This is a genomic window from Mycobacterium sp. IDUB_9, from assembly GCF_055419505.1.
Window position 1 is genome coordinate 466,077 of the sequence record NZ_JBVAXU010000001.1, and the last position, 14,857, is coordinate 480,933.

Annotated in this window: 14 protein-coding genes; 6 read left to right on the forward strand and 8 right to left on the reverse strand. The window is 64.5% G+C overall.

All coding sequences use genetic code 11. The annotated features are described in order from the left end of the window. Window positions 1-24: 24 nt before the first annotated feature. From ACZY08_RS02335 to ACZY08_RS02355, 5 genes are all read right to left on the reverse strand, one after another. Window positions 25-519 carry a DUF5994 family protein gene (locus ACZY08_RS02335; RefSeq protein WP_463743001.1) on the reverse strand — a complete coding sequence of 165 codons (495 nt, stop codon included), beginning with the start codon at window positions 517-519 and terminating at the stop codon, window positions 25-27. Between the two features lie 351 nt (window positions 520-870). After that, complete coding sequence (locus ACZY08_RS02340; protein WP_463743002.1) at window positions 871-1,503, reverse strand: TetR/AcrR family transcriptional regulator; 633 nt, start codon at window positions 1,501-1,503, stop codon at window positions 871-873. Between the two features lie 5 nt (window positions 1,504-1,508). Continuing rightward, the gene (locus ACZY08_RS02345) at window positions 1,509-4,394 is read right to left on the reverse strand and encodes an MMPL/RND family transporter (protein ID WP_463743003.1); all 2,886 of its coding nucleotides are present in this window, start codon (window positions 4,392-4,394) and stop codon (window positions 1,509-1,511) included. After that, a complete protein-coding gene (locus ACZY08_RS02350) occupies window positions 4,391-4,810 on the reverse strand; it encodes an MmpS family transport accessory protein (protein WP_463744112.1) in 420 nt (139 codons plus the stop codon). Before ACZY08_RS02350 ends, ACZY08_RS02345 begins: the two co-directional genes overlap by 4 nt. Window positions 4,811-4,931: 121 nt before the next feature. Then, window positions 4,932-5,600, reverse strand: coding sequence for a TetR/AcrR family transcriptional regulator (locus ACZY08_RS02355; protein ID WP_463743004.1), 669 nt, complete (start codon window positions 5,598-5,600; stop codon window positions 4,932-4,934). A gap of 100 nt (window positions 5,601-5,700) precedes the next feature. Here ACZY08_RS02355 and ACZY08_RS02360 point away from each other — a divergent pair, with 100 nt between their 5' ends. Both ACZY08_RS02360 and ACZY08_RS02365 read left to right on the forward strand, forming a co-directional pair. Then, window positions 5,701-6,765, forward strand: a complete 1,065-nt coding sequence (locus ACZY08_RS02360) for an NAD(P)H-dependent amine dehydrogenase family protein (RefSeq protein ID WP_463743005.1) — start codon at window positions 5,701-5,703, stop codon at window positions 6,763-6,765. Between the two features lie 37 nt (window positions 6,766-6,802). Beyond that, on the forward strand, window positions 6,803-8,503 hold the full coding sequence (locus ACZY08_RS02365) for an alpha/beta hydrolase (RefSeq protein ID WP_463743006.1): 1,701 nt from the start codon (window positions 6,803-6,805) through the stop codon (window positions 8,501-8,503). On the opposite strand, the gene ACZY08_RS02370 is transcribed toward ACZY08_RS02365, so the two are convergent. Further along, entirely contained in the window at window positions 8,469-8,960 is a 492-nt protein-coding gene (locus ACZY08_RS02370; RefSeq protein WP_463743007.1) for an OsmC family protein, read from the reverse strand. The two genes, ACZY08_RS02365 and ACZY08_RS02370, sit on opposite strands and share 35 nt — an antisense overlap. 25 nt (window positions 8,961-8,985) lie before the next feature. Continuing rightward, window positions 8,986-9,879 (reverse strand): helix-turn-helix transcriptional regulator, encoded by an 894-nt coding sequence (locus ACZY08_RS02375; RefSeq protein WP_463743008.1) that lies wholly within the window; start codon window positions 9,877-9,879, stop codon window positions 8,986-8,988. A 101-nt stretch (window positions 9,880-9,980) separates the two neighbouring features. Here ACZY08_RS02375 and ACZY08_RS02380 point away from each other — a divergent pair, with 101 nt between their 5' ends. From ACZY08_RS02380 to ACZY08_RS02395, 4 genes are all read left to right on the forward strand, one after another. Beyond that, window positions 9,981-11,198, forward strand: coding sequence for an MFS transporter (locus tag ACZY08_RS02380; protein ID WP_463743009.1), 1,218 nt, complete (start codon window positions 9,981-9,983; stop codon window positions 11,196-11,198). A 36-nt stretch (window positions 11,199-11,234) separates the two neighbouring features. Beyond that, window positions 11,235-12,368, forward strand: coding sequence for an alpha/beta hydrolase (locus ACZY08_RS02385; protein WP_463743010.1), 1,134 nt, complete (start codon window positions 11,235-11,237; stop codon window positions 12,366-12,368). Between the two features lie 67 nt (window positions 12,369-12,435). Continuing rightward, window positions 12,436-13,380 carry an oxygenase MpaB family protein gene (locus tag ACZY08_RS02390; RefSeq protein ID WP_463743011.1) on the forward strand — a complete coding sequence of 315 codons (945 nt, stop codon included), beginning with the start codon at window positions 12,436-12,438 and terminating at the stop codon, window positions 13,378-13,380. A 13-nt stretch (window positions 13,381-13,393) separates the two neighbouring features. Continuing rightward, on the forward strand, window positions 13,394-13,978 hold the full coding sequence (locus tag ACZY08_RS02395) for a TetR/AcrR family transcriptional regulator (protein ID WP_463743012.1): 585 nt from the start codon (window positions 13,394-13,396) through the stop codon (window positions 13,976-13,978). 14 nt (window positions 13,979-13,992) lie between these two features. On the opposite strand, the gene ACZY08_RS02400 is transcribed toward ACZY08_RS02395, so the two are convergent. Beyond that, window positions 13,993-14,850 (reverse strand): LysR family transcriptional regulator ArgP, encoded by an 858-nt coding sequence (locus ACZY08_RS02400; protein ID WP_463743013.1) that lies wholly within the window; start codon window positions 14,848-14,850, stop codon window positions 13,993-13,995. Window positions 14,851-14,857 lie beyond the last annotated feature (7 nt).

Genomic DNA, 14,857 nt, shown 5'->3' on the forward strand with positions numbered 1-14,857 from the left:
CCGTACCAGCCCATTTTCTTTCGTTCACACAGGCGTTTGCGCCTGAAGATCCCCCAGCCATCTCGCAGATTCGACCTGGGCGACGCGCAGCACGCGATCTGCGGTGTCGAACATGGGAGTACGCCGCACCGTTTCCTCCACAGGCATGGACGCGGCGCAGCGCATCACCAACCCGCCGAGATTGACGGACGTCTTGCACGGGACGACAAGCAGTTTCACGCACTGGTCCCGGCCCGCCACCATCATCAGACGGGGCCGGCTCAGCTTCACCCCGGTGGGCAGGCGGGTGCCGGTCACGATCGAGTCGAGGTCCAGCTGCCCCTGGGCGGCCGACCAGTTGACGCGAATATCGACAACTTCGCCGATCGATCGATGCAGAACTCCGACGAGCTCCGGCAGTTCGTTCGCCACGGAGGCGGTGTGCGGCCACCACGCTCCGTCAATATCGGCACCCAACTGACGGGCGAGGGCGAGCCGGACCGGACTGGCCAGCCGTCGAGTCCCGTTGAGGCCGTTCACGACGGCGACTGGGCGTCTGCGCGAGGCGGTGGCGCCGGCCGATCCGTGGGCCGATCCGAGAAGACCAGCCCCCAGGCCGGGTCACTCGAGCTGTCGACATCCGGCATAGGTTCTTGCTGTTCAGGGTGTGAAAACAGTTCGGACGATTCCATAGAGAGTGTCCTTGAGAGGTGCGGGACTACCGCACTGGTATTGGATAGCAAGCGATGGTTAATCGCCGGCTGCTGACGGTTCAACATCGAAAATCGTGACTGTCGAACGTCACGGTTGACCAACTGATGTATCCGGCCTGATCACAATCCTACCCCCGATGAACCGCACGCCGACGGCCCGGCACCCCGGGCACCGCCGTCAGCGGCCCCGTACGGCGGGCAGGATCAAGTTGTCGATGACGTCCCGGACGTACTTCGAGTCGACACTCTGACCGTTGACCACCCGCATCAGGCCCATCCCGGTCAGCACATCAGCGACCAACGACCAGTCCCGGTCGGCCGACACCTCGCCGCGGGCGACGGCTTGCTGAAGGATCGTCGTCATCACCCGCCTACCCTTGAGCAGCATCAGATCTTCGAGCGCAGAGCCGAGGTGCGGATCGTGGGTGGCCTCGACCGCGACCCTCAGCACCAGATCGTAGGAGAATAGGTCGTTGTCGCTGCGCGCCGTGCGCCGCACGATTTCGTCGAAATCGCCTTCCAGACTGCCGGTGTCGGGCGCATCGTCGTCGAGCAGGTCGGGCTTCCAGTACACGAGCGCGTCGGTGATCAACGCGGCCTTCGACGACCAGCGACGGTAGATGGCCGCCTTACCGACACCGGCGCGCGCCGCGATGTCGTTCATGTTGGTGTTGACATAACCGTTTTCGGCCAACGCGGCCAACGCCGCGTCGAGGATGGCCGGATCACGCGACCGGTCGAGTCGGCCGTCAGTCCGCTGGCGCAATCTCGACTTCGACTCTGCGTCAGGCGGGTAATCCGGGCCAGTCACGGCTGTCACACCGTCGTTGTCGGTATCGGCGCGGTGTTGTCGTCGGTCTCGCCCGCCTTCCGGGCACGCTCTTCGCGACCGCGCCTGGTGATCTCAAAGGTGTTGAGCGGCCACCAGAACCAGCGGCCCAGCGCCGCGGCGATCGACGGCGTCATGAACGAGCGCACGATCAGCGTATCCACGATCAGGCCGATACCGATCGTCATACCGAGTTGGCCGACCACCCGCAGGTCCGACACGATCATCGACATCATGGTGAAGGCGAACACCAGGCCGGCCGCGGTGACGACACGTCCGGTCGCCCCGATCCCGCGGATGATCCCGGTATTGAGCCCGGCGTGTATCTCTTCTTTGAAGCGCGAGACCACCAGCAGGTTGTAGTCCGAACCCACTGCCAGCAGAATCACCATCGACAGCGGGATCACGATCCACTGCACGCCCAGGCCCAGGATGTCCTGCCAGAGCAGCACCGACAAGCCACACGCCGTACCCAGGGACGCGGCCACGGTGCCCACGATCACCAAGGCGGCCACCACACTTCGGGTGATGATCAACATGATGCTGAAAATGAGGATCATCGCCGCGATCACCACGATCATGAGATCGGTTTTCACACCGTTCTGCATATCGCTGTAGAGCGATGCCGTACCGGCGAGTGAAACCTTCGCACTGGCCAGCGGGGTGCCCTTGAGGGCGTCGGCGACAACACCTTTGAGGTCGCGGACATGTTCGATGCCGTCCACCGAGGCGGGGTCGCCCTGGTGGGTGATGATCATCCTGACCGCCTTGCCATCGGGCGACATGAACATCTTGACCGCCCGGTTGAAGTCCGGGTTCTCGAAAACATCCGGCGGCAGGTAGAACATTTCGTCGTTCTTGGCCTGATCGAAGTACAGGCCGATCTCCGTCGCGCCCTTGGCCGCTTCCTGTTGTGCGGCCTGCGTGCCGGCCATGGTGCTGTGGGTCGCGATCATGAAGTCGCGCATCCTCTTCATCGTCCCGATGGTGTCCTGCAGCACCGGCAACATCTGCGGCATCAGCTGATCCATGCGGTCCATGTCGGTGGTCAGCGTCTGCATCTTGTCGGTCAGCGTGTCGATGCCGTCGAGCGTGTCGAAGATCGACCGCATCGACTGACACATCGGGATGTCGAAGCAGTGCGGTTCCCAGTAGAGGTAGTTGCGCAACGGCCGGAAGAAATCGTCGAAATTGGCCAGGTTGTCCCGCATCTCCTTGGTCGCTTCCACCATCTCGTGGGTATTGCCGACCATGCTGTGAGTGGTTTCGGTGAGCTCCTTGGTTATGGCGTACATGCGTTCCATGCTGGCGACGGTCTTGCTCATCTCGTCAGCCTGTTCGAGCATCTGCGCCGAGTTGTCGTTGTTGAACTTGGCGGACTGCAGTGTGCTGGCGTTCTGCGCGCCGAGAAGGAACGGGATCGAGCTGTGCTCGATCGGGGCACCCAATGGGCGGGTGATGGTCTGCACTCGTTCGATGCCCCGCATGTGCATCACGTTCTTGGCGACCTTTTCGATGACCAGCATGTCCGAGGGGGTGCGCAGATCGTGATCGGCCTCGAGCATCAGCAGCTCGGGGTTCATCCGGGCTTGGGAGAAGTGCCGGTCAGCAACGCCCATGGCGAGGTTCGCCGGCATATCAGCGGGGGTGAACTGCTTGTCGTTGTACTGCGGCACATAGGTCATGAGGGCGACGAAGCCGATGACGGCTATCAGGCTGGTGACGAAGACGATGGGGATGGGCCAGCGAACCACCGACGTGCCGACCTTTCGCCAACCCGGCGACGCGATTTTGTGCTTGGGATCGAGTAGACCGAACTTCGACGCGACGGTGAGGACCGCGGGTGCCAACGTCAGTCCGGCAATGATGATCACCAGAACCGCGATGGCGCAGGGCAGACCCATGGTCTGGAAGTAGGGCAGCGTCGTCATGGTGAGGCACAGGCACGCCCCGACGATCGTCAACCCGGAGCCCAGGATGACGTGAGACACGCCGCTGTAGGCCACATAGAACGCGTCTTCCCGCTCCAGGCCTTTCGATCTCTCCTCGTGATATCGCCCAAGGAGGAAAATCACATAATCGGTTCCCGCCGCCAGGGACAGCATGGTCACCATGCTCACCGCGTACGGGGTCAGGCCGATGATGTTCAGGTAGCCGGTAGCGGCCGTAACACCCTGTGCAGCAAAAAGTTCCAGAAGAATAACAACCATCGAAACGAGCAGCGTCACGACAGAGCGGTACACCGCGAGCAGCATCACGATGATGACGCCGACCGACACCAACTCCATTTTCGCCATACTTTGATGCCCCGCCACCTGGGTGTCGGCGTTGAGCACACTGTTTCCGGCGACGTGGGCCATGATGCCCGGCGGGGCGGGTACCGAGGCCACGATGTCACGTACTGCGGCCACCGACGCGTAGCTCTTGCTGGTGCCCTGGTCCCCGGCGAGGAAGATCTGGACATAGGCGGACTTACCATCCACACTCTGCGAGCCCGCCGCGGTCATCGGATCGCTCCAGAAGTCTTGAACGTTCTGGACGTGCTCGGGATCGGCCTTCAGTTTGGCGACGATCTCGTCGTAGTACTTGTGCGCAGCCTCGCCGACCGGCTCATCGCTCTCCAACACCACCATCGCCGTGGAGTCCGAATCGTACTGCTGAAACACCTTGCCGATGTTCAGCATCGCCTGATACGAATCGGCGCTGGTGGGGCTCAGTGGTACCGATCTAGACGCCGCGACCTCGTCAAGTGACGGGACAAGCGTTCCCAGAGCAACTGTGAGGAGCACCCAGAAAACGATGATCGGCAGCGAGAAGATCCGGACCATCCGACCCAGGAACGGGCGATGGGACTTCGTGTGCGCGTTGCTCATACGGATTTCACCAAGCAGTAGATGAACGGTTTGAAGGTGTCGGTGCTCGTCCGGTCGTCACGCACGTCGTCATCGACAGTTACCCGGCACCCGAGGTCTGTTACGTTCCGTTCGCCCTGAGCCATGATGTTGGCCGACATGGATGGCAGCGTCGTCACGATCGTGAATGACCAAGGCAACGGGGCCTTTTCGATGAGGTTGGGTTGACCGTATTCGTCGAGATAGTTGATGTTCGCCGTGCCTCCGGACCCGGTGATCTCGTACTTGATGTGCTTCGGATTGAAGTTCTCGGTAATCCCGGAGCCCTCCGCCACGTTCGGTTCCTGCTGCCCAGTACCCCGAATTCGAAGGATCGCGTAGGCGCCCAGAGCGACGACCACCACCAGCACCAGCGGTATCCACGCCTTCTTGAGCAACTTGAACACCGTTGCGCCTCCCCGACTGTGACACTCGAAAATTTACCCAGACGGAACCCAAGTTCCGCCTAAGAGGATGCTGAGCACTGTACCCGAGCCGCCCTTGCGTCACGACCCGTACCTACTCGGCCAGGAACCTTTCGAGCCCGGAGATCACGATGTCGAGGTTGAATTCGAAGTCCTGGGCAGCGGTCGCGGCGACACCGCGATCGGCCACCACACGGCTGAGCAGTGGAAATTCACTGGACGGAAGGTCTTTCAGCGCACGCACCACCTCGGGTGTCTGATGATGCAGCCGTGACTCCGCCGAGCCCAGCACATCGTGCGCGGCCGACATCGCCAGTCCGGACACCAGGGTGAGCACCCGCCCGGCGTCGTCGGTGCTGAATCCACCGTCGGTCAAAGCCTGCAGCACCTGTTCGGCCAGCGCGAGGCTCGCCGCCCCGCCGGTGCCGCTCAACCGGAAACTCGTCGCTGTCACCCCGAGTTTGAGTACGCCGTGGCGGATCGCGTTGCCGTAGGCCCGCAGAATCTCCTGCCAGCTCGCACCTTCGGGCAACTTGATCGAGCGCAGCTCGGTCTCGAACAGATCGGCCACCACCAGCTCCAGCAGGCCGTCGCGATCACCGACGTAGTAGTGCAACGTGGTGCGGTCCACCCCGAGCGCATCGGCGACCGCCTGCATGGTCAGCGCACCCGGGGGCATGGCGCGTGCCGCGGCAACGATCTGTTGCTGATCGATGCGCGGTGGACGTCCCCGGCCCCGACGTGGCGCATTTCCGGTGGTCACACAGGCAATTCTAGTTCCTCACGACGCCGCCGGAGCGCCACTCTTCCCTTTTTCTCACGGTCGTGGAAAACTGCCCGAAACCGAGCAAGGAGCTGCTGCGATGTCACAAACTTCGCCATACCGGGTTGTCCAGTGGACGACGGGAAACGTCGGGAAGAGTTCGGTTGCGGCCATCGCCCGCAACCCCACCCTGGAACTGGTCGGCTGCTACGCCTGGTCACCGGACAAGGCCGGCAAAGATGTCGGCGAGCTCGTCGGCCTCGAGCCCCTCGGCGTCGCGGCCACCAATGATGTCCAGGCACTGCTGGCCCTCAAACCGGACGTCGTGGTCTACAACCCGATGTGGATCGATGTCGACGAACTCGTCGAGATCCTCTCCGCCGGAGTCAATGTGGTTGCAACCGCGTCATTCATCACCGGCCACAACCAGGGCGAGGGCCGCGAACGCATCGCCGAGGCCTGCCGCAAGGGTGGCTCGACCATGTTCGGATCGGGCATCAGCCCCGGCTACGTGAACCAGTTGGCGATCGTGGCGGCCGGCATCTGCGACCGGGTGGACAAGATCACCGTCAACGAGGCGGCCGACACCACGTTCTACGATTCGCCCGAAACCGAGAAGCCGGTCGGGTTCGGTCAGCCCATCGACCATCCCGACCTGCAGGCCATGACGGCGCATGGCACGGGGGTCTTCGGCGAGGCGGTCCGGATGATCGGTGACGCGCTCGGCATCGAGTTCGACGAGGTGCGCTGCGACGCCGAATACGCCCAGACCACAGAAGATCTCGACCTCGGCTCATGGACCATCCCGGCCGGCGGCGTGGCGGGGGTGTTCGTCAGCTGGAAAGGCATCATCGGCGACATCACTCGGGTGGAGCTCACCCTGCGGTGGCGCAAAGGCCAGACACTGCAACCTGATTGGCAGATCGACCAGGACGGCTGGGTGATCGAGGTGGCCGGTCGTCCGACCGTGACGATGAAGGTCGGCTTCCTGCCGCCGCCGGACTTCGAGGCCACCACCCTGGAGGAGTTCATGGTGCTGGGGCACATCATGACCGCCACTCCCCCGATCAACGCGATCCCCGCGGTGATCAACGCCGCACCCGGCATCGTCACCTACAACGATCTCCCGCTGATCCTGCCGCGGGGAGTGGTACCGGCGAGTTAGCATCCAGCCATTCACGCATCGGCCTATCGGGGGACACATGACGCAGTTTTCGGGTTGGGTCGGAGCCGGTGTACTGACCGCCGGAGTATCCGCGGCGCTGCTCGTCGGAGCCGGCGCAGCCAACGCCGACTCCGACGGCGCGTCTGATCCAGGACCGGCGAAGACATCGTCGGCCGACAGCGGGAAATCAAGCGCCACAACAGCCAACCGGCGCCATCAGAAACGGGTCTCGGACACGCCCGCCGGGCCGCAGAGCCGCAAGAGCTCCGCCAAACGGGGTGACCGCCCGTCGGGGGCGATCCCGCGTCACCGCCCGGCTGCCGAGAAGACGGACGACACGGCGGAGACGCCCATTTCGAGAACCCTCACAGCGTCGGCACCGGTCCACCGACTGGCCGTGCTGCGTAACGAAGTACGCGACCGTCTGGCGCCGTCGACTGCCGATCCGCAACGCGCACCAGTCATCGGCAGCCACCGCGCACAGGCCGTTATTGCTCAAGTGGCGGACAAGGTTTCAACGCCGACCGCAGACCAGACCAGCCCATCCCCCACGTCGATACTCGGCCCTTTCCAACCCGACTATCCACCGCTGGTCAGGGCCGTCGGGTCGCTCGTCTTCAATGCCATCGGCGGACTGATCCAGACCGTCGACGGTCCGCCGGTGGTGCCGCCCGCGCTCCGCGACTCGGTCCAGGTGAGTAGTTCGACGCTGGTCGTCGCCCCGGGCACCGAGGTGCCTGCCGATTGGTATATCCCGACGCAGGGCGGGTCGGAACGGTTGATCTACCTCCAGCACGGAGTCCTGGCCACCGGTCCGATGTACAGCTACACCGCGTCCTATCTCGCGGAAAGAACCAACAGCGTGGTGGTGGTCACCACCGTGACGTCCAATCCGTTCGCTGACGGCGGGATGTGGCTCGGCGGGGACAACATGCACAAGGCCGTCGCTCAGCTCTTCCTCGACCCCGACCGAAAAGCGTTGAACGCCAGCATGACCACGGCGACATTGAAGGCGGGCCAGGAGAGCTTCGCCGTCCCGCAACAGTTCGTCCTCGTCGGGCACTCACTCGGCGGTGGATTCGCTCCCGGGGTCGCCGGCTACTACGCAGAGGGGTTGGTGGCGCGGCGAGCCGACGGCCAGGATGTCGCCAACGATCTCGCCGGCGTGGTGCTGCTCGATGCGGTTCCCGTCTCGCCGATCATGCCCAATGCGATGGAGCGTCTCGCACTCCTCGAGGCCAGCAACGGCAATGATCCGTCCGACTACGTGCCGGTCTACGAGATCGGTGCGCCACCGAATTTCCTGAACTCCACGAGCAGTGTGAACGACGATCTCTCGGCTGCCCGCCCGGGAAAGTTCAACGGCGTCGTCGTCGACGGCGGCGTGCACATGGACTCCATGCTCGGCGGCAACCCGCTGATCCAATTCGCGGCCTACCTCGTTGCGGGCATTCCGCAGCCGCAGAACCCACCGGCCGTGCAGTGGTTGATGGCGGGATGGATCAACGACATGTTCGAAGGCAACATCGATCCCGTGACCGGACAATGTTCGAGCGACTGCAACGGTTCGTACGGCGCTCCGGGTGCGTCCATCGACATCGACGGCGACCATGGGAACGCTACGGGAGTCGTCATCGAATCCGGATCATTGCCCGACGAATCCAGCTGGAGCGCACCCCGGTTCATCCCGGTCGACGCGTCGTTCATCCCCCGTTCGGTGCTGTCACGATCGGTGTAGCACTCACCGGGAAGTTGACCGAGTTGGCGATGAAGCACATCCGGTGGACTTCGTGATGCAGTTCCGTGGCGTCGCCGACCCGGTCCGGCTCGGCGATGATCACCTGCGGCCGTAACGTGACATCGGTGAAAAGGCCACTGCCTTCGGCATTCTCACTCATTGTGCCTTCCGGCCGGTCAGAGTAGGCGGTCACGGTGATGCGTTCACGGGCACACAGTGCGAGATACCACAGCATGTGGCATTGGGACAGGCTGACCACCAGCAGTTCCTCGGGGTTCCAGCGCTGCGGGTCTCCCCGGAAGGCGGGATCGGCGCTACCCAGGATTGCGGGCTTGCCCGGCGCATCTACGCCCGTCACGTCGTGGTCGCGCGCGTACTCGCGGTAACCACTGGTTCCCGAACCGGTGTTGCCGGTCCAGGTCACCTCGACTTCGTAGCGGTGAGTCCGATTGGCCATGTTCGCGAACATACCAATCGCTGCGTCAGCTCATCTCCTCACGGACAACAGTGCCCCCCTCGGCAGCCGACGTGGCGGCCCACGAGGCGAGCAGCTCCAGGGCGTGCGCTGTGGCCGAAGCAGGTTCGGCCACATAGATCGTCAGCGTGAGGCCGGGGTCGGAGATCATGTCGACGCTTTCGTACGCCAGTTCCAGGTCCCCGACGACGGTGTGGTGGAAGTGCTTCACCCCGGCACCGTGCAGACGTACGTTGTGAGAACCCCACAGGCGGCGGAATTGTTCACTGCGGGTGGACAGTTCGCCGACCAGATCATGCAGCGCCTTGTCGTGCGGGTCGCGCCCGGCCTCCGTCCGCAGAATAGCCACGGCGGTGTCCGCGGCGGTGTCCCAGTCCGGGTAGAAGCGTTGCGAATCCTCGTCGAGGAACGTGTAGCGGGCGAAGTTCGGTACGTCGCCCGGCTCGCTGTCGTACAGGCAGGAGTGCATCGCCCGGCCAAGGTGGTTGGTCGCCAACAGGTCCATGCGGCCGTTACGAATGATGGCCGGGGGCGCAATACCGTCGAGCACCCACTGCAGTGCCGGCCGCGGCGTCCAGCGTGCGGATGGACGTCGCCTCGGACGCATTCCGGCACTCGTGCCGTCGGCGGCGTGGGCGAGGTGGAACAGGTGCGCCCGTTCGGCGTCGTCGAGTTGCAGTGCCCGAGCCAGCGCGTCGAGCACTGACGCTGACACACCACCGAGAGAGCCGCGTTCCAGTTTGGCGTAGTACTCGACGCTGACGCCGGCCAACGTCGCGACCTCGCTGCGGCGAAGACCTGGGACCCGGCGGTGTCCCGCGTCGGGAATACCCGCCTGTTGCGGGGTGATCTTGGCTCGCCGCGAAGTCAGGAACTCGCTGACCTCGGCTCGATTGTTCACGTATTCGACGGTACGACTGACAGAAGGTTCCTGGGATGCACTCTCAGTACACGTCTCGACCGGGACTCCCTGATCCCGTCGGTGTCGCGTTCCCTGGTGACATGCAACAAACAACCCACTCAACCCGGCTGCCGACGCTGGTGTACGTCGTCGCCGCCGGCATCTTCTTGATGGGTACCACCGAGTTCATGCTGGCCGGTCTGTTACCCGATGTGGCATCTGACCTCGGCGTCGACGTGACTCGAGCGGGTCTGCTCATCACCGCGTTTGCCGTCGGAATGATCATCGGTCCACCGGCCATGGCGTTGGCCACACTGCGACTGCCCGCGCGTGCGACGCTCGTCGGGGCGCTGTCGGTGTTCAGTGCCGGCCACGTGGTGGCGGCGCTCAGCGATTCATACGGTGTGGTCGTTGTCTCGCGGGTGGTCACCGCCCTGGCCACCGGAACCTTTTGGGCAATCGGAGCGGTGGTCGCCACCGCTGTCGCAGGGCCCGGTGCCGGCGCGCGGGCGATCGCGGTGATGTCAGGCGGCCTGAGCCTGGCAGTCGTCGCCGGCGTTCCACTGGGCACCTTCGCGAGCTTGTTCACCGGGTGGCGCGGCCCGTTCTGGATGCTTGCCGGGCTGTCGTTGGTCATCGGCGTGGCGGTGTTTCGCATCGCGCCTCCCACGCTCGGCCAATCTCCGGCAAAGGTGTCCGTGCGCAGCGAAGTGGCCGGGCTGCGGCCGTGGCGGATGTGGGTTGTGCTGGCGGTCATAGTGCTTGCCCAGGCCGGATTCCTCGGCATGTACAGCTTCATCAGTCCGCTACTGACCGACCGTGCCGGTATTGCACCGGCGCTCGTGCCGGTGGTGTTGGTCGCGTTCGGCATCGGTGCGTTGGCAGGCACTGCCATCGGGGGCCGCTTCGGCGACCGCCATCCCCTGACCACCATTGCGGTGGCGGTGACGGCCTCGGCGACCGGGATGCTCGTGCTGGCAGCCACTGCCGAACACTCTGCGGTCGCGGTCATCGTGGTGGTGCTGTTGGGTGCGTGTGGGCTCGGAGCCAATCCGGTGCTGATCGCGCAGACGCTGCAGCATGCCGGTGGCAGTTCCACCCTGGCGTCATCGCTGGCCACCGCCGCGTTCAATCTCGGTACCGCGGGCGGGTCGGCCCTGGCCGCGGCCACCATCTCGACGGCGTTGGGGCTGAGCGGCCCAGCCATTCTCGGAGCTGCCATCACCGCTTCGGCGCTGATTCCGCTTGCCGTGCTGATCACGCTCCGGCCGAGAGCTTCTGCATCACCGCGAACCCCAGAGTGCACCCTGGCCGCGTGAGTACCTCTTCCATCTCATCGCCCAAGGAGTATCGAAATGACCTTCAATGAAACGTATTTGAGCCGACGCAAGGCGTTGAAGCTGGCCGGAGCCGGAGCGTCGGCCCTGACGGCACTGACCGCTTCGGCGTGCGCGTCACGGCCGTCCGGTATCGCTCCGCCATTGCCGGCCACCGCCGGTACGCCCGATCTTCCTGCCGGCGACATGAGCCACGGCGCCGACAATTTCTTTGTCAGCGATCGGGTTGATGTGCAGAAGGTGACCTTCAAGAACCAGTATCAGATGGAGGTCGGCGGCAACCTGTTCGTCCCGAAAGACCTGAACCGCAAAGGAAGAACCGCCGCCATGGTTGTCGGGCATCCGATGGGTGCGGTGAAGGAGCAGAGCGCCAATCTCTACGCCACCAAGATGGCCGAACAGGGCTTCGTCACCATGTCGCTGGACTTGTCGTTCTGGGGTGAGAGCGAGGGCCGGCCGCGCAATGCGGTGTCACCGGACATCTATGCCGAAGACTTCAGTGCCGCTGTCGATTACCTGCGCACGCAATCCTTCGTCGACCGGGAGCGGATCGGCGCCCTCGGGATCTGCGGCAGCGGAAGCTTCGTGGTCAGTGCCGCGAAGATCGACCCACGCATCAAGGCCGTCGCGACGGTCAGCATGTACGACATGGGCGCGGCCAACCGTCACGGATTGCGCAATAGCCTGAGTCTGGAACAGCGGCAACAGCTCATAGACCGGGCAGCCCGTCAACGTGATGCCGAATTCATCGGCGGCGAAACCGAATACACCAGCGGTACGGTGCACGAACTGACCGAGAGCTCCACCGTTGTCGAGCGGGAGTTCTACGACTTCTACCGGACGCGGCGCGGCGCCTTCACGCCCGACGGCCAGTCACCCGACCTCACCACACATCCCACCCTCACCAGCAACGTGAAGTTCATGAACTTCTATCCGTTCAACGACATCGAGACGATCTCGCCGCGTCCCATGTTGTTCGTCACGGGAGGGCGGGCCCACTCGCGGGAGTTCAGCGAGGACGCTTACCGCTTGGCGGGCGAGCCAAAACAGCTCGCCATCGTTCCCGGGGCCGGCCACGTCGATCTCTACGACCGGGTCGACCTGATCCCGTTCGACACACTGACCGCTTTCTTCAGAGGCAACCTGACCTGACGGCACCACGGATCTTCGCGAGCCGGCACCCATTGACACATTGGCACGAATAACTAGACTTTGTGCCATGGCTAATGTCAGCGCGGCCGACACGGACATAGTGCGACCGAACGTGCTGGCGGATTTCCGCAGGCACTCGGGCAGCATCCTGGGCGGCGCCTTCGGCGCCGCCGCGTTCGACGAAGTCGCCCTGGTCCCGGTGGCCGCGGCCGTCGACCGCAGCGGCCGGTTCGAACGAAACTTTCTCGATCGCGGTGTGCGCAGCGGATTTTCGGCGTTCCTGGCGATCTGGGGTGACGCCACGGACCGCGAGGCGGAGGGGCGCCGCCTGCAAACGATGCACCGCGACGTCCGCGGACACGGCAAAGACGACTTCGCCGAGGTCCGCTACAGCGCCCTGAACCCGCAGCTGTGGAACTGGATCGCGATCAGCGGGATCTTCGTCGTCCTGCATTCGTTCACGCCGGCGACCGGCATCACGATGAACGCCGCCGAGCAGGAGGCCGCCTACGGTCAACTACTCGAGGCGTTTCGCTCGATCGAGCTGCCGGGTGCGTCGGCGAAACTCCCGGAAACGTACGCCGAGGCGTCCCGCTACTACGACGACATGGTGGAAAACCAGTTGCAGGGCAACGAGTTCCTGACCCGCGTGACGGCCGGACTGACTCAGCTTCCATTGCCGACCCTACTGCTGCCCGCCCCGGTGCGACTGGCGTTGACCCCATCCTGGACAGCAGTTCGACCGATCGCCGGCCGGGTGATCAAAGTGTGCTCATTCGGCATCATGCATCCGGGGATTCGGGAGATGACAGGGTTCCGTTGGCAGTCCCGGCACGACCGGGAATTCGCCGTCTACACCCGACTGCTCCAACTGGCCTGGCGGGTGTTGCCCGACCGGCTACTGCTGGTGCCTCTGGCCTACAACCGGCTGCAGTACGAGAAGCTGGTTCGCCTGCACCGATCGGTGGCGCTGGATTCGTTCGCGCCACTGGGATGCCCGGCAGCGGGCTGACACACTGGTAGCGATGCCACCACGCAGCAACGCCAGCCAATCCGAACAGGAAGACGCCATCCTCAAGGCCACCGCCGAGGAGGTGGCGCTCGTCGGCCTCGGCCGGGCCAGTCTGGATGTCATCGCCAAGCAGGCCGGTGTCAGCCGCCGTACGCTCTACCGCCGCTTTCCCACCCGCGACGCGCTGATCACCGAACTCGGGCGGCGCACCTTCGACGCGGCGATGCACCGGCTGCGCACCGTCGCAATCGATTCCGGCCCCAACGAGGCTGCGGTGGCGGCGTTCTGCGAAGGTGTGCGGCTGCTGACGACCGAGCCGGTGATGCGCAGGTTCCTGCGCCTGGACACCGATTTCACGGCAGTGGCCGGAGCCTACGACCAGGCTCCGGCGTTTCTGCACCACGCCTCGTCGGCGATGGCCAAGGCCCTTCGCGCGGCGGGCGCGACCATGCCCGATCCCGACCTGCTGGCCGTCGCCGAACTGCACATCCGCTTGGCGTGCTCACTGGCCCAGATGCCGACGCCGGTGTTGGATGTCAACGACGACACGGCGGTTCGCTCCTACGCGCGAAAGCATCTGGCCCCACTCGTGCGGTAGCTCCGTCTCGGGGTCTACCCGCGCAAGCCGGCAGCCGCGTCGCGCACCGCGGCCGTGATGGCGGCGACCATCGGGCTGTCGAGCTTCCAGCACTGCCAGAACAGCGGCACGTCCAGATACTGTTCGGTGATCCGGACAAAGTCGTCGTCCACCAGTTCCTCGGGATACATCCCCCAGCCCAGCCCGGCGCGCACTGCGGCGCCGAAACCCTCGGCAGTCGGGATGTAATGCGTCGGCCTGACCACGTCCCTGCGGAATACCTTGCGCACCAATTGATCCTGTAGCGCATCATCACGGTTCCAGGACAGCGAGGGCGCCGCGTGCGCCGCGTCGCGGGTGAACCCTTCCGGCAGGTAGCGCTGCACATATTCCGCACTGGCCACCGGCACGTAGCGCATCGCGCCCAGCGGGTGCACCCGACAGCCCGGCACCGGGTTCCGCTCGGTGGTGACGGCTCCCATCACCACGCCCTCGCGCAGCAGTCGTGCCGAAAGGTCCTGATCCTCGATCCTGATGTCGAACAGGAACTCGGCGGCCCGGGCGAACACCCCGGTGAACCAGGTCGCCATCGAATCGGCGTTGACGGCCAGCGCGATCCTGGTGCGTTGCGCGGTGCCGCCGCCCATCTCCGCCAGTGCCTCGGACTCCAGCAATGCCGTCTGCGCCGCCAGCCTGAGCAGTGGAACGCCGGCAGATGTTGCTGTGCAGGGCTTTTCGCGAACCACCAAAACCTGCCCGACACGTTGCTCCAGGGCCTTGATGCGCTGGCTGACCGCCGAAGGAGTCACATGCAGACGCTGCGCGGCTGCATCGAAGCTTCCCAGCTCGACCACCGCGGCGAAGGCAGCAAGCTGCTGGCCGTCGATCTGCACGCCCCGA